Genomic DNA, 20,417 nt, shown 5'->3' with positions numbered 1-20,417 from the left:
CAAGGACATGACAACAAAGCTACCTGCTGCTGTACGGGACCTTGCATTGCAGATCGCCCATCACGAAATGGGGCACTACGTGGTGGCTCGCGCCCTGGGATTTGAAACGGGCGGCGTGACGCTGACAGTGACCAAGGATTTGCGGCACCAGGGAGGGGCCTCCATTACGTTGGTGCGCCCCATTTCGTCGATGGAAGCCATGAAGGAACATCTGGAAGCCCGGATGATGGTGCTCCTGGCTGGCGCAATGGCGCAGACACTGCCTTCAAAACCTTCAGCCGCAAAACGCGTCGATAAGCCCAAAGCCGCCGCCATCCTCAAAGGCGAGCAGGGGGCGGAACAGGATTACGCAAAAATCAGGGAGCTTCAGCATCTGCTGCGCAACATCGCCTATCCCGATACCGATCCAGCGTCGTCTGAACGCATAACGGCGCAGCTCAAAGCGATGACTGATCGGGTGTGGGATCGGACGCAAAAAATCATCGAGGATCAGGCCGGGACGATTGCCGAATTAGCTGTGGCGCTGGTGGACGGAATGGCCATCGTGGAGCAGTGGGGGCGGGCGGCGGATACCTATGAAGTCGCGTTGACGGGGCAGATGCTGGAACGGCTGCGGGCAGTGCAGGCTATTCCTTCGTTACGTGTTTGGACTAACAGTTGCAGTGATGCCGTTCAGCTCTGGAAATAACGAAGGGTCGAAGTGTTATTTGCTCGCGAGCATAGCGTCTTGCACCAGTGGCAACAGTGCATCAGTCGCCGCTAACAGTTCAGCCAAAAGGGTTTCGTCCACATCCATATAACCTTCGTACTCAGCCAGATTGCGGCGCTCGTGACAGAGCGCGAACAGGCGTACATGGACTTTGTTCAGGCCGAGAGTATGTACCAGGCACTGAAATACCAGATAGCGACGGTCGGAGCGAAAACCCTGCAGGCGCATGGCAGTCAGTGCCAGGGCATGAGCGGCGTTGTAGGCGAGGTCGAAGCGACTGGCGAAGCGACTGGCGAAGGACAGGGCCGAATTGTGAGCATCCTTCAAACGGTCCGTGGCCGATCTCAGCAGTCCTTCACATTCCTTACGATCTGGCGGTTCGGCTTTGAGGCCGCCGCTGCGCACCAGGTTTTCCAGATTTTCGTTACTGCCCATCGGCTACCTCTGCTGGATTGCGGCCAATCAAATCAATTTTTTCCTGTTGCTCAACCCGCACTACAAAGCTGTTGCCGGCCGCCTTCTTGGCTTGCCAGTCGGCCAAGGTATAGAGCGTTGGGTTAATGGTGCGGCCAAGCTGTTCCTCTACGGGTAGTACTCGTTCCATCAAGTCGCTGTAGATGAGATTTTCTCCAATCAGCATCAGGTCAATGTCACTGCCTGCATGCTCGTTACCCTTGGCAATGGAGCCATAGATGAACGCCCATACCAACTGATCATTCAGTGGAGTCAAGGCCGCACGCAGCTGCTCTGCAATGCCAAAAGTCTTACGCACTATCCCAAGCAGTTCTGCATAGATGGGGCACTCAGGGTTGGCTTGGTAGTGCGTCTGATTACCCCGTCGACTCATGGTGAGAATGCCTGCGCCATGCAATCGCTCCAGCTCTCGCATCAGGCTGCCCTTGCCGACCTGCGCCCAGCGGGATATTTCATTGGCATAGAAGCTCTGATCCGGTTTGCCATACAACATGCCCAGCACTTTTTGCTGGGTGGCCGTAAAGAGAGCATCGCTAAGCGGGATGGCAGGCATGGCAGACTCTATAAGTCCCAAAAAGGGAACGATAGGTCCCTTTTTGGGAATTTTCAACTCTGCCGTGATTATGTGTTTTTCGATGGGTCTGCTTCCTTTCTCGTTTGAACAGGCCGCCGCGTCAGCACCTTCACCACATCGTCAATCACCGCTTTGCTTATCGTCGTCAGGTAGTGCGCGGCCCAGGCGTAGCGGTCGGAGTCTTGGGCGTAGGCGGCGTCCACGGTGAGCGACTTGGCGAGGAACAGCAGGTCGGAGGCTTGGGCCAGTGCGTCGGCGATGGGGACGTTGCGGCAGACTTGGAACAGGGGTTGGTCTGAGAGATACAGGAAGGGGGTGAAGCCGACGGTTTTTAGTTCTGAGGGTGAGGGCGAGTCTGTTTTACTCATGGGATTACTCCTGGTTATTCAAGGAGCCGCCACCTTCGTTTCCAAGCGAATGGGTGGCAGCTGAGCGCAGGTTGGAAAACCGGGAACCAGAGAAACCGGCACGCCCGAAGGCGTCCCACGCACAGCTGCCATGACACAGGATTGCAGTCGTAAAAACGTCTGCTGTCTTGATTGGGTGCTATTGCGTAGCGGTTCGACGGGTTTCCAAGCCCGATCACTGAATGGTCAGCGACGTCCGGAGATTATCCCGTCGAAGAAACGCGCAACAAGGCGGCAAAGTGCCCAAATAGAAGATTCGGAGTTTGCCTACAAGGTCTGCGGGCGTCATCCGATATTGCGAGACATCAAGTAAACAAAACTAAACGCCAGACACGAAAAAGCCGCGTAAAAACGCGGCTTTCTTGTTTGGTGGGCCCACACGGACTTGAACCGTGGACCAAAGGATTATGAGTCCTCTGCTCTAACCAACTGAGCTATAGGCCCTCAGTAGGTCGCGGATTATAGCGATGGTTTCGCGGCTGTGCTATCCGAAAAATCCAATACGGTTGTACGAAGAAACGTCGCGGCAAATTCGTCGGGTGGCAGGGGCAGGCTGACGATGTAGCCCTGGATTTGTTCACAGCCCTCGGCAGCGAGGAATTGCTGTTGTGCCAGGGTCTCGACCCCTTCGGCAATCACGGTGAATGGCATGCTGCGTCCGAGCGCGATGATGGCGCGTACGATCGCCGCATCGTGGGGATCGTCCGGCAGGCCGCGGACGAAGGACTGGTCGATCTTGAGGATGTCCAGTGGCAGACGCTTGAGGTAGCTCAGGGACGAGTAACCGGTACCGAAGTCATCGATGGCCAGTTGCACGCCCAGTTTTTTGAGTTGATGCAGCACCGCCAGGGCTTCCTCGGCCTGGCTCATGATGAAGTTTTCGGTGATTTCCAGTTGCAGGAAACCGGGGTTGAGACCGTTGTCCTTGAGCAACTGTTCGATACGGCCCAGCAGATTGGGTTGGCGCAATTGGGCGCCGGCAAGGTTGACCGACAGCGGGCCGGGACTGTCGTACAGCCGGTGCCATTCGGCCATCTGCCGGCAGGCGGTTTCCAGGACCCAGTCGCCGATTTGCAGGATCATGCCGTTTTCTTCGGCCAGCGGGATGAAGTGTTCCCGCGGCACGTCGCCAAAGGTCGGATGGCGCCAGCGGATCAGGGCTTCGGCGCCGACCAGGCTGTAGTCCACGAGGCTGATTTTCGGTTGGTAGCACAGGTGCAACTCGTTGCGTTCGATGGCGCGGCGCAGTTCGTGTTCCAGCGCCACGCGTTCGCTGGCTTGGGCGGTGAGGTCGCGGGTGTAGCTTTCGACGCGGTTGCGGCCCTTGGCCTTGGAGCGGTACATCGCGGCGTCGGCGTTCTTGATCAGTGTGGCAACGTCGCAGCCATCCTTCGGATAGAGGCTGGTGCCGATACTGGCGCTGATGAAAAACTCGTGTTCGCCAGCCTGGAACGGCGCGGCGAAACAATTGAGCAATTTGGTGGCGATGTGGTCGGCATCGCTGGATTGTTGCAGGCCCGGCAATAGAATGATGAATTCGTCACCCCCCAGACGCGCCACGGTGTCGATGTCACGCAACTGCTCCTTGAGACGTACGGCAATGCCCTTGAGCAGCAGATCGCCGACCGGGTGGCCGAGGCTGTCGTTGATGTGCTTGAAGCGGTCAAGGTCGAGGAACAGCACGGCGCCCTGGCCGCCGTTTTCCTGTTGGTTGTTGAGCGCCGTCAGCAAGCGGCTTTCGAACAGCGTGCGGTTCGGCAGGCCGGTCAGCGGGTCGTGGTGCGCCTGGTAGTCGAGTTTGGCCTGGGCATGCTTGAGGCTGGAAATGTCGGCGAACACCGCGACAAAGTGGGTGATGAACTTGTCGCGGTTGCGCACGGCACTGATGGTCAGCCAGCTCGGATACAGTTCGCCATTCTTGCGCCGATTGGAAATCTCGCCCTGCCAATGACCTTCGGCGGTCAATTGATGCCACATGGCCGCGTAGAACGCGCTGTCATGCAGGCCTGAGGCGAGCAGGCGTGGCGTGTGGCCCAGGGCTTCGTTTTCGCTGTAACCTGTGATTTCGGTGAATGCACGGTTGACCGCGCTGATGTGCTGTTGGGTATCGGTGATCAACACGCCTTCGGCGGTGCTTTCGAACACGGTGGCGGCCTGTTGCAGTTTTTCCTGCATCAGGTGCCGCTCGGTGATGTCCCGGGCGATGGTCAGCATGCAGTCTTCATCGCCAATCGGCAGCGGACGGCTGGACACTTCACAGAGGCGGATCTGTCCGTCGCTGCGGCGGATATGGCAGCTGAAGTCGCGGACAAAACCGTCTCGGTGCAGCAGGTCGAGCATTTGCTTGCGTTCATTGAGGTTGACCCAGATTCCCAGGTCCAGCGCCGAACGATCTACCGACATGGCGCTGTTGAACCCGGTGATGCGGCTAAAACCATCGTTGACCTCCAACAGCAAGCCATCACTTTGCCGAGACAGCAGCAAACCGTCGGGAGAGGCGTGGAAGGCCTTGGCGAATTTTTCTTCGGAAGTTTGCAGCTGTTGCTGGGTTTCCTTGAGCTGGGTGATATCCCGCACCACGACCACCAGCGCCGGTGTCATGTCGAGGTTGAACGGTTCGGCGGAGATCAGGCCGGTAAACACCTGGCCGTTGCTACGACGAAAGGGCATTTCCAGGTTGCGGATGCTGCCGGCCTGCAAGCGTTGCAACAGGCCCGGCCCAACACCGGGAATCCCCCAGATGTTCAGGTTGGTGGCAGTCTGGCCAATGACGTCCTCGGCCTTGAGGCCGATCTGTTCTTCGAACGCTTCGTTGACTTCCAGCAGGCAGCCGTCGCTCAGGCGCGCGATCACCAGCATGTCCGGGCATTGCTGGAACACGGATGCGAATTTCTGTTCCGACAGGCGCAATGCTTCTTCGGTGCGCTTGGCGTCGGTGATATCGATCATCAACCCGCGCAGCACCGGCTCATGCCCGTGTTCGATCAGGCTGACGATATCGCGCACCCACAGGCAGCGGCCGTCGGCGGTGATCACCCGGTAGTCGAGTCGGTGATCGCGCCCGGCCAGCACTTCGTGATCGCAGAAGGTCTGGGCACGGGTCAGGTCGGCGGGGTGAATGATGTTGCGCCAGAAGCCCGGAATCAGCCAATGGGACAGGGGATAACCGAGAAGGTCTTCGGCGTGGGGCGATACATAGCTGTAGGTGAAGTCGGTGACTTTTGCTTCCCAGGCGATGGCCGACAGGCTCTCCACCAGGCCACGGTAGTGGTATTCGCTGCTGCGCAGTTCCTGTTCAAGGTCGACCCGGCGGGCGATTTCCGAGCTCAAGCGGCGATTGATGCGGATAACCACCGCCAACACGGTAGTCAGCAGCAGCAATCCGGGCAGGCCATACACCAGCAGGTCACTCCAGAACGTTCGATGATCGAGGACGTTGCCGACCCAATGCTCCTGAATGGCGCTGATTTCAGCGGGGCTCATGTCCGCCAGGACTTTGTCGAGAATGCCGACCAGCATCTTGTTGCTGCGGGGTACACCCATGGCCAGTTGATAGCGATAGGGGGTTTCACCGCTGACATACAACCCGTCGAGCTTGAGTTGGCGCAGGCTCCAGACGCTGGAAGCCAGATCGCCTACCACGGCGTCTACTTCGTCGATGGCCAGCGCCTGCAGCGCCGAACTGACGTTGGGCATCGCCACCAGGTTCAAATCGGGATGGTGGGTGCGCAGCAGTTCGTGGGGGGCGTAGTTTTCCACCACGGCGATTTTCAGGCCGTACAGGTCTTTCAGGTTATGTGGCTGGGGGCCCCCGACATGGGCCAGGATGACAATCGGAAAATCCAGATAGGGGCGAGTGAACGACAGGTATTTCTGGCGTTCAGGGGTCGACATGATGCCAGGCAGCAGGTCCAGTTTACCCTTTTTGGCTTGTTCCAGGACGGCGGTCCAACTCACCGGCTCGATGGGCGTGAGCCGGGTTGCCAGCCTTTTGCGGATGACCTCGATGTAATCCGCGGCAAGGCCCTGGTAGCGGCCCTCATCGTCACGAAACTCGAAGGGCGGCCACGACGCATCGACACCCAGGCGCAATTCCGGGTGAGCCGCCAGCCAGCTACGTTCATCGTCAGTGAGAGTCAGAGCGCCAGCCGTTGCGGTCCAGGTCATCAGCGACAGCAAAAAAAGCACGGTCGGCAGTCTGGGCATAACGGTCTCGTTATGGCTCGGGGGAATGTTTCGAGTGTAGACGGCTACTGGGCGGAGGGGGGGGAGCGGGGGGATTTAATCTGTACAAAGCAAAACCCCCGGCCTGGGCCGGGGGTTCTGTGATCACTCGTCGAGGAAGGAGCGCAGATGCTCGCTTCTCGTCGGGTGGCGCAGCTTGCGCAGCGCCTTGGCTTCAATCTGACGAATCCGCTCACGGGTCACGTCGAACTGCTTACCAACCTCTTCGAGGGTGTGGTCGGTATTCATGTCGATACCGAAGCGCATGCGCAGTACCTTGGCTTCACGGGCAGTGAGGCCGGACAGTACTTCGCGAGTCGCTTCTTTAAGGCTCTCAACGGTTGCAACATCGATTGGCGACTGCATGGTCGAGTCTTCGATGAAGTCACCCAGGTGGGAGTCTTCGTCATCACCGATCGGGGTTTCCATGGAGATCGGCTCTTTAGCGATCTTCAATACCTTGCGGATCTTGTCCTCAGGCATTTCCATGCGTTCGCCCAGCTCTTCCGGGGTCGGTTCGCGACCCATTTCCTGCAGCATCTGGCGGGAAATGCGGTTGAGCTTGTTGATCGTCTCGATCATGTGCACCGGAATACGGATGGTGCGGGCCTGGTCGGCGATCGAGCGAGTGATCGCCTGACGGATCCACCAGGTGGCATAAGTCGAGAACTTGTAGCCGCGACGGTATTCGAACTTGTCTACCGCTTTCATCAAGCCGATGTTGCCTTCCTGGATCAGATCGAGGAATTGCAGGCCACGGTTGGTGTACTTCTTGGCGATCGAGATCACCAGGCGCAAGTTGGCTTCAACCATCTCTTTCTTCGCGCGGCGGGCCTTGGCCTCACCGATCGACATGCGACGGTTGATGTCCTTGATCTCGGCGATGGTCAAGCCAGTTTCGGTTTCCAGCGCGGTCAGCTTCTGCTGGCAACGGATGATGTCCGGCTGCAGACGACCAATGGCTTCAGCGTATTTGCCTTTGCCTTTGGCCAGGGCATCACTCCAGCTTTCGTCGACTTCGTTACCCGGGAACTGGCGCAGGAAGTCGGCACGCGGCATGCGTGCATCACGAACGCAGAGCTGCATGATTGCGCGCTCTTGCTGACGCAGGCGATCCAGGGCACTGCGAACACGCTCGACCAAGCCTTCGAATTGCTTCGGCACCAGTTTGATCGGCATGAACAGCTCGGCCAGGGCCAACAGTTCGGCAATCGTTGCCTTGTTGTTGCGACCGTGCTTTTTCAGCGCCTTGCGGGTGATTTCCATCTGATCGGCCACAGCACCGAAGCGCTGTGCAGCGATGACCGGATCCGGACCGCTTTCGGCTTCTTCCTCGTCATCCGAGGCTTCGGCGTCGTCGTCGTCGGAATCGTCATCCGCCTTGACGGCTTTCGCGTCAACCGGCGGCGGCACTTCTGCCGCAGGCGGCGCGATGCCGTCGTCCGGGTCGATATAACCGCTCAGGACGTCGGACAGGCGGCCACCTTCGGTGGTGACGCGGGTGTACTCGGAGAGAATATGATCAACCGTGCCAGGGAAGTGCGCGATTGCGCTCATCACCTCACGGATGCCCTCTTCAATACGCTTGGCGATTTCGATTTCGCCTTCACGCGTGAGGAGCTCCACCGTACCCATTTCGCGCATGTACATGCGCACCGGGTCAGTAGTGCGACCAATGTCGGTCTCGACCGCAGCCAACGCTGCAGCGGCCTCTTCGGCTGCGGCTTCGTCGGTATCGGCGTCGGCCAGCATAAGGGAATCCTTATCTGGCGCAACCTCGAATACGTTGATCCCCATGTCATTGATCATGCGGATGATGTCTTCCACCTGTTCCGGATCTGAAATATCCTCCGGCAGGTGGTCGTTGACCTCCGCGTAAGTCAGGTAGCCCTGCTCACGACCAAGTGTGATCAACTCTTTGATACGAGACTGCTGTTGCGCTTTTCCGGACATAACACCCTATCCACTGAAGGTCTTGGCGGGCAAAAAACAAGCCGAGGATTATACCTGAGCTATGACCTCACGCGCCAGTTGAGGTCGGGTTTGTTGCGGAAACATTGCGACTCAAGAGGTCGCGCAGTTGATTTTTCTCTTCGCTGGTCAATTCGCTTTGACGCGCTTTTCGCAGAAGTTGTTCCAGGTTTCGCTCGCGTTGGCGGGCAGACAAGCTAGTAATGGTGTCGAAAAACTGTTGTTCAAGGTTATCTCCATCAATCAGCCATTCCTTTTCGGCCAGCGCCTTGAGCAGGCGGCCTTGTTCTGTGCCGTGCCAGCGCGCAATCAGTTGAATTGAGTTTAGCTTGGGATTCTTCTGCACGGCTTCGAGCAGCGCCACCAGCAGTTGTGTGTTGGTGTGATCTTCGGCGGCGAAGTGCCCGGCATCCTCGACTTTTTTCGCCAGTTGCGGGTGATGCAGCAACGTGCGCAAGGCGGCGAGGGTCGGCGGTTCTACGGCGGCGGGCACCCGTGGCGCGCGGGGTTGATCGCGATCACCGCCCCGCTTGCCATTCTTGTCCCACGGTTTTTTGTCCCATTTCTTGCCTCCTGCACCGGGTTTCTTCGGCGTCCATTCCTGCTGCGGCACATACATTTCCTGTGCCTGCGGCTGATGATAGTCGCTGTAATCAGGCATTGCGTCGTAATCGATGCCCGGGTCGTAGGCCGGCGGTGCTTCTTGCGGGGCGCTTTGTGCCAGTTGGCTCACCGCTTCGCCGCTCAGGCCGGTGATTTCGCTCAGGCGTTGACGCATCAAGGTGCGCAGGTTGGCGCCTGGGACTTTGTCGATCAGCGGTGCGGCGAGGGTGGCCATATGGGCTTTGCCCTCAAGCGAGCGCGGGTCGGCTTCTTCCGTCAGTTGCTGGAAGAAGTAATCGGCCAGAGGCTGCGCGTGCTGGTTGATCCGGGCACGGAAGGCATCGGTGCCTTCGGAGCGGACCAGGGTGTCCGGGTCCTCGCCTTCGGGAAGGAACAGAAAGCGTGCACGACGACCGTCCTGCAAGCTCGACAGTGTCGCCTCCAGCGCCCGCCATGCCGCATTGCGGCCGGCCTGGTCGCCGTCGAAGCAGAACAGCACGCTGGGTACGACGCGAAACAGCCGCTTGAGGTGTTCCTCGCTGGTAGCGGTGCCCAGGGTCGCGACAGCATTGCGCAGGCCTTGCTGGGCCAGGGCAATGACGTCCATGTAACCCTCGACGACGATGATCTCGTCGAGGTTGCGGTTAGTCTTGCGCGCTTCGTACAGGCCGTAGAGTTCCTGGCCTTTATGAAAAACCGGGGTTTCCGGGGAGTTCAGGTACTTCGGCTTGTCGTCGCCCAATACCCGGCCGCCAAAGGCGATGACGCGCCCGCGACTGTCGCGGATCGGAAACATCACGCGGTCGCGGAAGCGGTCGTAGCGTTTACCGCTTTCGGCGTTTTCGATCAGCAGGCCGGCATCGATCATGGCTTTTTGTTGCAGGGTATCGCTGCTCAAGTGCTTGAACAGGTTGTCCCAGCCAGGCGGAGCAAAACCCAGGCCGAAGTCCCGGGCGATTTCGCCGGTCAGTCCGCGACCTTTCAGGTATTCCACGGCGGCCTTGCGCGATGGGTGGCTTTTCAGGGCCTGGCGATAAAAGTCGGCAGCGGCGCTGAGTAGCGGATACAGCGGCGAATCGGTTGGCTGTCGCGGTTTGTGCGGGCGGCCGCTTTCTTCGCGGGGGATTTCCATGCCGGCGGCTTTGGCCAGTTCTTCGACAGCCTGGACGAAATCCAGGTTGTCGTGGTCCATGATGAAGCCGAGGGCGTTGCCGCCAGCGCCGCAGCCGAAGCAGTAATAGAACTGCTTGTCGGGGCTGACGCTGAACGACGGAGTCTTTTCCTTGTGGAACGGGCAGCAGGCGGTGTGGTTCTTGCCGGCCTTTTTCAATTGCAGGCGCGAGCTGACCACATCGACGATGTCGGTGCGGTTCAGAAGGTCGTCAATGAAGCTCTGGGGAATTAGCCCGGCCATGGCGTTCTCGTCATCTGCGCTGAAAGGAGCCCGAAACGTGCGGCGATCGAACGCGGTCATTGTTTGAGGCGCGCAAAGTGTGCGGCTCGACCAGTGTCGTCTGCGTAATCGCTGTCGGGAAGTGTATCTGCCGAAAATCCACTGACGTTAATGCCAATCAGTATTCGACTGTTTGAATGTGTTGCGCTGAATCCGCTGTGGCCAATCATAGGCCCCGGATAGCTCATCAACTGGCACGCAAGCAGGTGCCTTGGGCTGATCGTCGTGAGAGGAATCAGTGGGTGTGCTCGTCAGTAGCCTTGAAAGGCTCGTCAGAAAAGACGTGCACCGCTGGCAAAAGAGCCAGGTCTGACGCGGTGAAGCAGATTTGTCTCGGTCGCGTCTGCGGCTTTGACGGTGAAGCATCAAGCGTTTTACGCAAATGCCATAAGCCCGGCTGAGGGCCGGGCTTGGCAGAAGCTTGCTACGATCGTCTGTGTATTAGTACAGACGAACGGCGCGGCGCTGTTCGCGCTGAACTTTCTTGGCGTGACGCTTAACAGCGGCTGCTGCTTTGCGCTTACGCTCAGAAGTTGGCTTCTCGTAAAATTCGCGGCTACGAACTTCAGCCAGTACACCGGCTTTTTCGCAGGAGCGCTTGAAACGACGCAGAGCTACGTCGAAGGGTTCGTTCTCTTTTACTTTGACGGCTGGCATCCAGAGCTACCTTCATTCATTACCGGGGTCAACATCCTCGCGGCAAAAGAGCACTTGAAGACGTCGGTTTTTAAGGGTTGCGGATGTTAACCCCTCATCGCTCGGAATGCAAAGCCTCTGATCGAAAACCGCTGGTCGGGGCATCACGCGACGACTATTATGCGCGCCTTCGAATTCAGCCTAAACAAGGCGCAAACCCATGCTAGTACTGGGATTAGAAACCTCCTGCGACGAAACCGGTGTCGCATTATATGACAGTGAGCGCGGCCTGCTGGCCGACGCATTGTTCAGTCAGATCGACCTGCACCGCGCCTATGGTGGCGTGGTTCCGGAGCTGGCTTCGCGCGATCACGTCAAACGCATGCTGCCCTTGATTCGTCAGGTGTTGGCCGAGGCCGACTGCGTGCCGACCGAGATCGATGCGATCGCCTACACCGCGGGTCCTGGCCTGGTCGGTGCCTTGCTGGTAGGGGCTTCCTGCGCTCAGGCGCTGGCCTTTGCCTGGGGCATTCCGGCCCTCGGCGTGCATCACATGGAAGGTCATTTGCTGGCGCCGATGCTGGAGCCGCAACCACCGGAATTTCCGTTCGTCGCTTTGTTGGTGTCGGGTGGTCACACGCAACTGGTTCAGGTCGACGGAATCGGTCAATACACGCTCCTGGGCGAGACCCTGGATGACGCCGCTGGCGAGGCCTTCGACAAGACGGCCAAGATGATGGGCCTCAATTATCCGGGCGGACCGGAGATCGCTCGCCTTGCAGAACAGGGCGTTGCAGGGCGTTTCGTCTTCCCGCGTCCGATGTGCGACCGTCCGGGTCTGGATTTCAGCTTCAGTGGCCTGAAAACCTTTGCGTTGAACACCTGGCAGCAGTGCGTCAGCGCCGGGGACGACAGCGAACAAGCCCGTTGCGACATCTCGCTGGCGTTCCAGCAGGCCGTGGTGGAGACTTTGACCATCAAGTGCAAGCGTGCCCTCAAGCAGGCAGGAATGAAGCGCCTGGTGATCGCTGGAGGCGTCAGCGCCAACAAGGCGTTGCGCTCTTCTTTGGAGAAGATGCTCGGCGACATGAAGGGCGACGTGTTTTATGCGCGCCCTGAGTTCTGCACCGATAATGGCGCAATGATCGCCTTTGCCGGCTGCCAGCGATTGCAGGTCGGCCAGCAGGAAAGCCTGGCGATCAGCGTGCAGGCGCGTTGGCCGATGGAGCAGTTGACCGCATTGTGATGAGCGGTGCTCATGTCCGGCCGCTAGAAATGCCGTTCGCGCCCGGCAAACAGGTCGCGTAGATTGCCGCGATGACGCCAGACGATCAGCCCGGTGAGCGCGCTCATGGGTAGCAGCGCGGCCGGTTCTTGCCAGGCCAGCAACGGCAGGGTCAGCGGTGTGGCGATGAGGGCGGCCAGGGAGCTGGTGCGGGTCAGGTAGAACGTCAAGAGCCAGGCGCAGACCGCCAGAAGGGCTGCGGGCGGGTACAGTCCCAACAACATGCCGGCGGCGGTGGCGACACCCTTGCCGCCGCGAAAGCGGAAGTACAACGGAAACAGATGGCCGATGACGGCATAGACGCCGATCCAGGCCTGTTCCTGCTGCGAAAGGCCCGCAAGACGCGCAATCAGTACCGGCAGCAGGCCTTTGCAAAGGTCGCCGAGCAGGGTCAGGATGGCGAGTTTCTTGCCGGCCAGGCGCAACATGTTGGTGGCACCGGCATTGCCCGAGCCACTCATTCGCGGATCGGGGTTACCGGTCAGGCGGCTGAGCAAAATGGCAAAGGACAGAGAGCCGAGCAGGTAGGCGAGGATCGCCAATAACCAAAACATGCTAACTATTCCGGGCGAGGAAGCCCTGATTCTAACGGCGCATTGCGCCCTTGTCGTGTAGCGGAGAGAAGTGCTTGGACAGAGTGTTTATCGAGGGCCTGGAAGTCGACACGGTGATTGGTGCCTACGACTGGGAACGAGGCATCCGACAGTGCTTGCGTCTTGATCTGAGCTTCGCCTGGGATAATCGCCCGGCCGCAGCCGGTGATGACCTGACCCTGGCGCTCGACTACGCCAGTGTTTCCTCGCGCATCCAGGCATTTGCCGAGCAGGCGCAATTCCAGCTGGTGGAAACCTTTGCCGAGCGCCTGGTTGAAGTGCTGATGAGCGAATTCAAGATCACCTGGATGCGCCTGAAGCTGACCAAGCCCGGTGCTGTCCCGGCTGCCACCGGCGGTGTGGGCGTGGAGATCGAGCGCGGATGTCGCTGACTCAGGTGTACCTCGGGCTCGGTAGCAATATCGAGCGCGAAGCCCATTTGCGGGCGGGGCTCGATGCATTGGCGGCGTTCCTTGTGGATATCCGCTGTTCGGCGGTGTTCGAAAGCCAGCCGGTGGGCATCAAGAGCGGACCGTTCTTCAATTTCGTGGTGTCGGCGTATACCGACCTGCCGCTGATGGAACTTGATCGTCGACTTAAGTTCATCGAGGCGGATAACGGTCGTTACGCACCGGATCGCCGAGGTTTACCGCTGGATATCGACGTGTTGTTGTTCGGTGACCTGGTGGGCAACTTCGATGGCTTGATCTTGCCGCGGGCAGAAATTCTGAAAAATGCGTTCGTTTTGTGGCCGTTGTCGTTGATTGCGCCTGATCGGGTGCATCTGGGTGTAGGCAAGAGCTTTGCGACCCTGTGGGGTGAAGCGCAGATCGATCAGGTGTTGGCGCCGGTGGCTTTCGAATGGCGTGGTGAGCAGCTGACACCTTCAGATTTGATGTGATCGGACTGACGCCTTCGCGAGCAAGCCCGCTCCCACAGGTAAGATGCAATTCCTGTGGGAGCGGGCTTGCTCGCGATGCTTTTCAGACAGGCGCCGCCTCTTTGTAAGCCTTCAGCGCCTTGAGCCGCTCACGCTTGATCTCCTCCCCCAGCTCCGGCCCCTTGAAGCCTTTCTCCAACAAAGGCTGAACCGCCACGCTGCGAGCCGCAGTTGCCGCGCCACGTAAATAATCCGCCTGTGGATAACTTCTTTCCTCCAGCCCTTTGCGCCCACGCGCATCCATCTCGCATGCCGCGATGAACTCCTCGAACCGCTGTGGCCGACGGTAAATGTCGAAGCTTTGCAGCAATTCGAGCAGTGTCGATGGCTTCAGCTCAAGGGCGCGATGTCCGTGGGTGTGATATTCGCCCACCAGCAGAGCCAGTTCCTGGCAGTCCCTCGGTACCTTGAAGCGTTCATTGACCGCTTTGATCAGCTTCAGCCCCTTGAGCTCGTGGGCAATGTGTCGCGGCCATTCCTCCTCTGGCGTCAGGCCCTTGCCCAGGTCGTGCAGCAGGCACGCCCAGCGCACGGTCAACGGCTGTTTGTGCAGCGCCGCTTGCTGCAACACGCTCAGGGTATGTGCGCCTGTATCGATTTCCGGGTGATGGGCGGGTGGTTGCGGTATGCCAAACAGCGCGTCGACCTCGGGCATCAGGACCTTGAGTGCGTCGCATGCGCGTAAAACCTCAACAAACACCTGTGGCTGATCTTCCATCAGGGCGCGGGAAATTTCCTTCCAGCTGCGCTCCGGGGTCAGTGCTTCAAGCTCGCCTGACTCGCTGAGTTGGCGCATCAGTTCCAGGGTTTCCGTGGCGACGGTAAAACCCAGCGTCGCGTAGCGCGCCGCGAAGCGGGCAACACGCAGGACCCGGAGCGGATCTTCGGCAAATGCCGGGGAAACGTGACGAAGCAGGCGTGCTTCGAGGTCGCGCTGGCCGTGGTACGGGTCGGTCAGGTTCTGCTGATCGTCTTCGGCCATGGCATTGATGGTCAGGTCGCGACGGATCAGGTCTTCTTCGAGGGTGACTTCAGGGCTGGCGTGAAAAGTGAACCCGCCGTAACCGCGCCCGCTTTTGCGCTCGGTGCGGGCGAGGGCGTACTCCTCACCGCTTTTGGGATGAAGGAATACCGGGAAATCCGCGCCCACCGGGCGAAAGCCCTTGGCGAGCATCTCTTCGGTCGTCGCGCCGACCACGACCCAGTCGATATCGGTAACCGGTTTGCCCAGCAGGCGATCACGTACCGCACCACCGACTTTATAAATACGCATAAAAAACCTCCGTTAGCTCGACAGGATAACCGTTGCATCGAGCTTTCGGAGGCACAAACCGGATCAAAGATGGATGACGGCCAGGTCCAGGCGGCCGTAATCGCCTTCGCTGTGCTCGCTTCTGGGCGGCACATGATGGGTTTTCATGACCTGATCGCCCTGCAGGGTTTCCAGGTGAATGTCGAAACCCCAGAGGCGGTGCAAGTGCTTGAGCACTTCCTCGGTGGACTCTCCCAGCGGTTTGCGGTCGTGTTGCTGGTGACGCAGGGTCAGGGAGCGGTCACCACGCCGGTCGATGCTGTAGATCTGCACGTTGGGCTCGCGATTTCCCAGGTTGTACTGTGCCGCGAGGGTTTCACGGATGATGCGGTAGCCTCCTTCGTCGTGGATGGCGGGCACCAGCAGGTCGTCCTTCTGGTCGTCATCGAGAATGCTGAACAGCTTCAGGTCGCGGATCACCTTGGGCGACAGGTACTGCAGGATGAAGCTCTCATCCTTGAAGCTGCTCATGGCGAACTTGATGGCTGCCAGCCAGTCGGTGCCGGCAATTTCCGGGAACCAGCGGCGATCTTCCTCGGTGGGTTCTTCGCACATGCGCCGGATGTCCCGGTACATGGCAAACCCGAGAGTGTAGGGGTTGATTCCGCTGTAGTAAGGGCTGTCGAAGCCCGGCTGAAAGACCACGCTGGTGTGGGATGTCAGGAACTCCATCATGAAGCCGTCGGTGACCAGGCCTTCGTCGTACAGGTCGTTCATCAAGGTGTAGTGCCAGAACGTGGCCCAGCCCTCGTTCATCACCTGGGTCTGGCGCTGTGGATAAAAATACTGGGCGATCTTGCGCACGATGCGCACGATTTCCCGCTGCCATGGCTCCAGCAGCGGCGCGTGTTTTTCGATGAAGTACAGGATGTTTTCCTGAGGTTCGGCGGGGAAGCGTGCGTTGTCCTTGTCGCTGTACTTGTCCGCGCCCTTGGGAATGGTGCGCCACAGATCGTTGATCTGTTTCTGTAGATGTTCTTCCCGGTCCTTTTGCCGGCGACGTTCTTCTTCCGCGGAGATCGGATAGGGGCGTTTGTAGCGGTCGACACCATAGTTCATCAGCGCATGGCAGGAGTCGAGCAGGTCCTCGACCGCGTCGATACCGTGGCGCTCTTCGCACTGCATGATGTACTGCTTGGCAAACACCAGGTAGTCGATGATCGAACTGGCGTCAGTCCAGGTGCGGAACAGGTAGTTGCCTTTGAAAAAGCTGTTGTGCCCGTAGCAGGCATGGGCCACCACCAGCGCCTGCATGCAGATGGTGTTTTCTTCCATCAGGTAGGCGATGCATGGGTCGGAGTTGATCACGATCTCGTACGCCAGCCCCATCTGGCCGCGGGTGTAGGACTTTTCGGTGCTGAGGAAGTGCTTGCCGTAGGACCAGTGGTGATAACCCAGCGGCATACCGACCGAGGCGTAGGCGTCCATCATCTGTTCGGCGGTGATCACTTCGATCTGGTTGGGGTACGTATCGAGTGCGTAGCCGGCCGCAATACGACTGATTTCGCGGTCGTAGGCCTGGATCAGCTCGAACGTCCATTCGGAGCCGGTGGAAATGGGTTGGCGTTTCTGCTCTTTGGCGGTCATGTCACTAACCTGCGCTGGAAGAGTTCACGGAAGACCGGATAGATATCCCCGGCCGAGACCAGTTGTTGCTGGGCAAAAGTGTCGGAAAAGGCTTCGGCGATGCGCTCGTACTCGAACCACAGGGCCTGGTGTTCGCGCGGGGTGATCTCAACGTAAGTGTAGTACTGCACGAATGGCATGATCTGGTTGATCAGGATGTCGCGGCAGATCGGAGAGTCGTCGTTCCAGTTGTCACCGTCGGAGGCCTGGGCGGCGTAGATGTTCCACTCGTTGCTCGGATAACGCTCGGCCATGATCTCCTGCATCAGTTTCAGGGCGCTGGAGACGATGGTGCCGCCGGTTTCCCGGGAGTAGAAAAACTCCTCTTCATCCACTTCGCGGGCGCTGGTGTGATGGCGGATGAACACGACGTCGATCTTTTCGTAGTTACGCTTGAGAAACAGGTACAGCAGGATAAAGAAGCGCTTGGCGATGTCCTTGGTCGCCTGGGTCATCGAGCCGGACACGTCCATCAGGCAGAACATCACGGCCTTGGAACTGGGGTTGGGTTGCTTGATGAGCAGGTTGTACTTGAGGTCGAATGTGTCGAGAAACGGTATGCGGTGAATACGCGCGCTGAGTTTTTCGATTTCTGCTTCGATTTCCTGAATATCGCCGAAGTTGTCCGGTTCTTCCTGCTTGAGTCGCAGAAGTTCCTCTTTTGCTTCGCGCAGTTTTGCCCGGCTGCTGCCGGACAGGGCGATTCGCCGGGCGTGGGCTGAACGCAGGGTGCGGATGATGTTGATCCGCGACGGGTTGCCCTCGTTGCTGATCCCGGCGCGCACGGTCTTGAAGGTGTCGGTGCCGGTCAGGTTGCGCTTGACCAGGTTGGGCAGTTCGAGGTCCTCGAACATGAATTCGAGAAATTCTTCCTGGGTGATCTGGAAGACGAATTCGTCCATCCCTTCGCCGGAATTGCCAGCCTTGCCGGGGCCTCGGCCGCCACCACCTCCCGGTGGACGGGCGATATGTTCGCCGCTGGTGAATTCCTTGTTGCCCGGGTGCACGACCGTCTGCTTGCCACCGCGACCGTGATGAAGCACCGGCTCGTCGATGTCGCGGCCGGGAATGCTGATTTGTTCGCCGTGTTCCATATCGGTAATGGAGCGCCGGCTGACCGCCTCTTCGACAGCCTTTTTGATGTGATCACGGTAGCGCCGCAGAAACCGCTGGCGGTTCACCGTGCTCTTGTTCTTGCCATTGAGACGTCGGTCGATCACATAGCTCATGACTGCTCCTTAGAAGCTGTCCTGAAAGGGGCGAGCGGTGATACAGCATCGAACCGAGAGCCGGGGGATATTGAACGCTCCCCCAAGCGCTTTGAATGCTGCCTGAACTCGCTACCGACTTTCGAACACCTTCCAGAGGCCTGTGTAACAGAAAATGCATACACAGGCCTCTGGCTGACGACAACCGGTCTGACCGGCAGCGGGTTATTGTGATTTTCTGACCCGCAGGTACCACTCGGACAGCAGTCGTACCTGTTTGTCGGTGTAGCCCCGCTCGACCATCCGTGTGACGAAGTCGTTGTGTTTCTGCTGGTCCTCTTTGCTGGCCTTGGCATTGAAGCTGATGACTGGCAGTAGGTCCTCGGTGTTGGAGAACATTTTCTTCTCGATGACCACCCGCAGTTTTTCGTAGCTGAGCCAGGTCGGGTTCTTGCCGTTGTTGTTGGCCCGGGCACGCAGTACGAAGTTGACGATTTCGTTGCGGAAATCCTTCGGATTGCTGATGCCGGCCGGTTTTTCGATTTTCTCCAGTTCTTCGTTCAATGCTACGCGGTTGAGGATCTCGCCGGTTTCCGGGTCGCGGTATTCCTGATCCTGGATCCAGAAGTCGGCGTACAGCACATAACGATCGAAGATGTTCTGGCCGTACTCGCTGTAGGACTCGAGGTAGGCGGTCTGGATCTCCTTGCCGATGAATTCGATGTAGCGCGGTGCCAGGTACTCCTTGAGGAAGCGCAGATAGCGTTCGCGAGTCTCGGCCTGGAACTGTTCCTGTTCGATCTGTTGTTCCAGCACGTAGAGCAAGTGCACCGGGTTGGCGGCGATTTCGTGCGGATCGAAGTTGAACACCTTCGACAGGATCTTGAACGCGAAGCGGGTCGAGAGTCCGTTCATGCCTTCGTCGACGCCCGCATTGTCGCGGTATTCCTGGATCGACTTGGCTTTCGGATCAGTGTCCTTGAGATTTTCGCCGTCGTACACGCGCATCTTCGAGTAGATGTTGGAGTTTTCCGGCTCCTTGAGGCGCGAGAGCACGGTGAACTGGGCCAGCATCTTCAGGGTATCCGGCGCGCAATGCGCCTTGGCCAGCGAACTGTTGAACAGCAGCTTGTCGTAGATCTTCACTTCGTCACTGACCCGCAGGCAGTACGGCACTTTGACGATGTAGATCCGGTCGATGAAGGCTTCGTTGTTCTTGTTGTTGCGGAAGGTGTGCCACTCCGATTCGTTGGAGTGCGCCAGCAGGATCCCGGTGAACGGAATCGCGCCGAGGCCTTCGGTACTGTTGTAGTTGCCTTCCTGGGTGGCGGTCAGCAGTGGGTGCAGCACCTTGATCGGTGCCTTGAACATTTCGACGAATTCCATCAGGCCCTGGTTGGACCGGCACAGGGCGCCCGAGTAGCTGTATGCATCAGCGTCGTTCTGTGGGAATTCTTCCAGCTTGCGGATATCGACCTTACCCACCAGCGCCGAGATGTCCTGGTTGTTTTCGTCGCCAGGTTCGGTCTTGGCCACGGCGATCTGGTTGAGGATCGACGGATAGAGTTTCACCACGCGGAACTGACTGATGTCGCCACCGAATTCGGCCAGGCGCTTGGTCGCCCATGGCGACATGATAGTGTTGAGGTAGCGCCGTGGAATGCCGAAGTCTTCCTCGAGGATCGCTCCATCTTCAGTGGAGTTGAACAGACCCAGGGGCGACTCGAAAACCGGCGAACCCTTGATGGCATAGAAGGGCACTTTTTCCATCAGTTGCTTGAGCTTCTCGGCCAGGGACGATTTACCACCACCGACAGGGCCGAGCAGGTAAAGGATCTGTTTCTTCTCTTCCAGGCCCTGAGCGGCATGGCGGAAATACGACACGATCTGGTCGATGCATTCTTCCATCCCGTGGAAGTCTTCAAAGGCCGGATAGCGGCGGATGACCTTGTTGGAGAAGATGCGCGACAGTCTCGAGTTGGTCGAGGTGTCGAGCAGTTCCGGTTCACCGATGGCCAGCAGCAGACGCTCGGCGGCGGAAGCGTAGGCGCTACGGTCTTTTTTGCACAGTTCCAGATACTCTTGCAGAGAGAGTTCTTCCTGGCGTGTGGACTCGAAGCGTTGTTGGAAGTGGCTAAAGATACTCATGACGTCACCTCGCTCGATACGTGGAGCCGACGCCGGATCACTCAGTCGATGCTGGCAGCAACCGAACAGGCGATTGCTGTTTACCCCCCAGAACTCTCCCGGAGCTGACTACTCCGAAAGCTACTCCCGATGACCCGTGCGCCGGTGTACCGGCTCTCCCCTGTTTTGGATGGCCTGCGCTTAAGGATAGTTGGGAATTCGGCAGGTAAAGGCGAGATACGCAATTAGTTGTGGCAGACCGTTCGTCTGCCACC

General features: G+C 58.7%; 16 protein-coding genes and 1 tRNA gene. 4 read left to right on the top strand and 13 right to left on the bottom strand.

Going from position 1 to position 20,417, the window contains the following annotated elements; translation table 11 throughout:
* Window positions 1-7 precede the first annotated feature (7 nt).
* Window positions 8-688: a zinc metalloprotease gene (locus AC3IT6_RS26655; RefSeq protein ID WP_489353612.1), complete on the top strand. Its 681-nt coding sequence runs from the start codon at window positions 8-10 to the stop codon at window positions 686-688.
* A gap of 15 nt (window positions 689-703) precedes the next feature.
* Here the strand turns inward: AC3IT6_RS26655 and AC3IT6_RS26650 are convergent, their stop codons facing one another.
* From AC3IT6_RS26650 to rpsU, 8 genes are all read right to left on the bottom strand, one after another.
* Entirely contained in the window at window positions 704-1,144 is a 441-nt protein-coding gene (locus tag AC3IT6_RS26650) for a hypothetical protein (RefSeq protein ID WP_489353611.1), read from the bottom strand.
* Window positions 1,134-1,736 carry a nucleotidyltransferase domain-containing protein gene (locus AC3IT6_RS26645; protein ID WP_489353610.1) on the bottom strand — a complete coding sequence of 201 codons (603 nt, stop codon included), beginning with the start codon at window positions 1,734-1,736 and terminating at the stop codon, window positions 1,134-1,136. The genes AC3IT6_RS26650 and AC3IT6_RS26645 overlap by 11 nt, the downstream gene beginning before the upstream one ends.
* 68 nt (window positions 1,737-1,804) lie before the next feature.
* A complete protein-coding gene (locus AC3IT6_RS26640; protein WP_489353609.1) occupies window positions 1,805-2,125 on the bottom strand; it encodes a DUF3077 domain-containing protein in 321 nt (106 codons plus the stop codon).
* Window positions 2,126-2,531: 406 nt separating this feature from the next.
* A tRNA-Ile gene (locus tag AC3IT6_RS26635) sits at window positions 2,532-2,608 on the bottom strand.
* Window positions 2,609-2,623: 15 nt separating this feature from the next.
* A complete protein-coding gene (locus tag AC3IT6_RS26630; protein ID WP_489353608.1) occupies window positions 2,624-6,370 on the bottom strand; it encodes a bifunctional diguanylate cyclase/phosphodiesterase in 3,747 nt (1,248 codons plus the stop codon).
* Between the two features lie 123 nt (window positions 6,371-6,493).
* Entirely contained in the window at window positions 6,494-8,341 is a 1,848-nt protein-coding gene (gene rpoD, locus AC3IT6_RS26625; protein ID WP_489353607.1) for an RNA polymerase sigma factor RpoD, read from the bottom strand.
* Window positions 8,342-8,408: 67 nt separating this feature from the next.
* Entirely contained in the window at window positions 8,409-10,376 is a 1,968-nt protein-coding gene (dnaG, locus tag AC3IT6_RS26620; RefSeq protein WP_223445630.1) for a DNA primase, read from the bottom strand.
* Between the two features lie 480 nt (window positions 10,377-10,856).
* Window positions 10,857-11,072 carry a 30S ribosomal protein S21 gene (rpsU, locus tag AC3IT6_RS26615; protein ID WP_002551877.1) on the bottom strand — a complete coding sequence of 72 codons (216 nt, stop codon included), beginning with the start codon at window positions 11,070-11,072 and terminating at the stop codon, window positions 10,857-10,859.
* Window positions 11,073-11,271: 199 nt separating this feature from the next.
* On the opposite strand from rpsU, the gene tsaD reads away from it, so the two are divergent.
* A complete protein-coding gene (gene tsaD / locus AC3IT6_RS26610; protein ID WP_489353606.1) occupies window positions 11,272-12,297 on the top strand; it encodes a tRNA (adenosine(37)-N6)-threonylcarbamoyltransferase complex transferase subunit TsaD in 1,026 nt (341 codons plus the stop codon).
* A 23-nt stretch (window positions 12,298-12,320) separates the two neighbouring features.
* Here the strand turns inward: tsaD and plsY are convergent, their stop codons facing one another.
* Window positions 12,321-12,890 (bottom strand): glycerol-3-phosphate 1-O-acyltransferase PlsY, encoded by a 570-nt coding sequence (gene plsY / locus AC3IT6_RS26605; RefSeq protein WP_008051600.1) that lies wholly within the window; start codon window positions 12,888-12,890, stop codon window positions 12,321-12,323.
* A gap of 74 nt (window positions 12,891-12,964) precedes the next feature.
* Here plsY and folB point away from each other — a divergent pair, with 74 nt between their 5' ends.
* Window positions 12,965-13,321, top strand: a complete 357-nt coding sequence (folB, locus tag AC3IT6_RS26600; RefSeq protein WP_008051601.1) for a dihydroneopterin aldolase — start codon at window positions 12,965-12,967, stop codon at window positions 13,319-13,321.
* On the top strand, window positions 13,312-13,830 hold the full coding sequence (folK, locus tag AC3IT6_RS26595; protein WP_489353605.1) for a 2-amino-4-hydroxy-6-hydroxymethyldihydropteridine diphosphokinase: 519 nt from the start codon (window positions 13,312-13,314) through the stop codon (window positions 13,828-13,830). Before folB ends, folK begins: the two co-directional genes overlap by 10 nt.
* Window positions 13,831-13,912: 82 nt before the next feature.
* On the opposite strand, the gene AC3IT6_RS26590 is transcribed toward folK, so the two are convergent.
* The 4 genes from AC3IT6_RS26590 to AC3IT6_RS26575 form a co-directional block, all read right to left on the bottom strand.
* Entirely contained in the window at window positions 13,913-15,142 is a 1,230-nt protein-coding gene (locus AC3IT6_RS26590; protein ID WP_489353604.1) for a multifunctional CCA addition/repair protein, read from the bottom strand.
* Between the two features lie 63 nt (window positions 15,143-15,205).
* Window positions 15,206-16,768 (bottom strand): SpoVR family protein, encoded by a 1,563-nt coding sequence (locus AC3IT6_RS26585; protein ID WP_223445646.1) that lies wholly within the window; start codon window positions 16,766-16,768, stop codon window positions 15,206-15,208.
* Complete coding sequence (locus tag AC3IT6_RS26580; RefSeq protein ID WP_007993202.1) at window positions 16,765-18,036, bottom strand: YeaH/YhbH family protein; 1,272 nt, start codon at window positions 18,034-18,036, stop codon at window positions 16,765-16,767. Before AC3IT6_RS26580 ends, AC3IT6_RS26585 begins: the two co-directional genes overlap by 4 nt.
* Window positions 18,037-18,240: 204 nt before the next feature.
* The gene (locus AC3IT6_RS26575; RefSeq protein WP_007982655.1) at window positions 18,241-20,163 is read right to left on the bottom strand and encodes a PrkA family serine protein kinase; all 1,923 of its coding nucleotides are present in this window, start codon (window positions 20,161-20,163) and stop codon (window positions 18,241-18,243) included.
* Window positions 20,164-20,417 lie beyond the last annotated feature (254 nt).

Source organism: Pseudomonas sp. KH_017 (assembly GCF_057840285.1).
Note: the sequence above shows the minus strand (reverse complement) of the source record. Positions and strands in the feature narration are given on the sequence as shown.

Excerpts from the sequence above, each read along its gene's own strand:
- AC3IT6_RS26655 (WP_489353612.1), top strand. The coding sequence starts at position 8 with ATGACAACAAAGCTACCTGCTGCTGTACGGGACCTTGCATTGCAGATC.
- AC3IT6_RS26650 (WP_489353611.1), bottom strand. The coding sequence starts at position 1,144 with ATGGGCAGTAACGAAAATCTGGAAAACCTGGTGCGCAGCGGCGGCCTC.
- AC3IT6_RS26645 (WP_489353610.1), bottom strand. The coding sequence starts at position 1,736 with ATGCCTGCCATCCCGCTTAGCGATGCTCTCTTTACGGCCACCCAGCAA.
- AC3IT6_RS26640 (WP_489353609.1), bottom strand. The coding sequence starts at position 2,125 with ATGAGTAAAACAGACTCGCCCTCACCCTCAGAACTAAAAACCGTCGGC.
- AC3IT6_RS26630 (WP_489353608.1), bottom strand. The coding sequence starts at position 6,370 with ATGCCCAGACTGCCGACCGTGCTTTTTTTGCTGTCGCTGATGACCTGG.
- rpoD (WP_489353607.1), bottom strand. The coding sequence starts at position 8,341 with ATGTCCGGAAAAGCGCAACAGCAGTCTCGTATCAAAGAGTTGATCACA.
- dnaG (WP_223445630.1), bottom strand. The coding sequence starts at position 10,376 with ATGGCCGGGCTAATTCCCCAGAGCTTCATTGACGACCTTCTGAACCGC.
- rpsU (WP_002551877.1), bottom strand. The coding sequence starts at position 11,072 with ATGCCAGCCGTCAAAGTAAAAGAGAACGAACCCTTCGACGTAGCTCTG.
- tsaD (WP_489353606.1), top strand. The coding sequence starts at position 11,272 with ATGCTAGTACTGGGATTAGAAACCTCCTGCGACGAAACCGGTGTCGCA.
- plsY (WP_008051600.1), bottom strand. The coding sequence starts at position 12,890 with ATGTTTTGGTTATTGGCGATCCTCGCCTACCTGCTCGGCTCTCTGTCC.
- folK (WP_489353605.1), top strand. The coding sequence starts at position 13,312 with ATGTCGCTGACTCAGGTGTACCTCGGGCTCGGTAGCAATATCGAGCGC.
- AC3IT6_RS26590 (WP_489353604.1), bottom strand. The coding sequence starts at position 15,142 with ATGCGTATTTATAAAGTCGGTGGTGCGGTACGTGATCGCCTGCTGGGC.
- AC3IT6_RS26585 (WP_223445646.1), bottom strand. The coding sequence starts at position 16,768 with ATGACCGCCAAAGAGCAGAAACGCCAACCCATTTCCACCGGCTCCGAA.
- AC3IT6_RS26580 (WP_007993202.1), bottom strand. The coding sequence starts at position 18,036 with ATGAGCTATGTGATCGACCGACGTCTCAATGGCAAGAACAAGAGCACG.
- AC3IT6_RS26575 (WP_007982655.1), bottom strand. The coding sequence starts at position 20,163 with ATGAGTATCTTTAGCCACTTCCAACAACGCTTCGAGTCCACACGCCAG.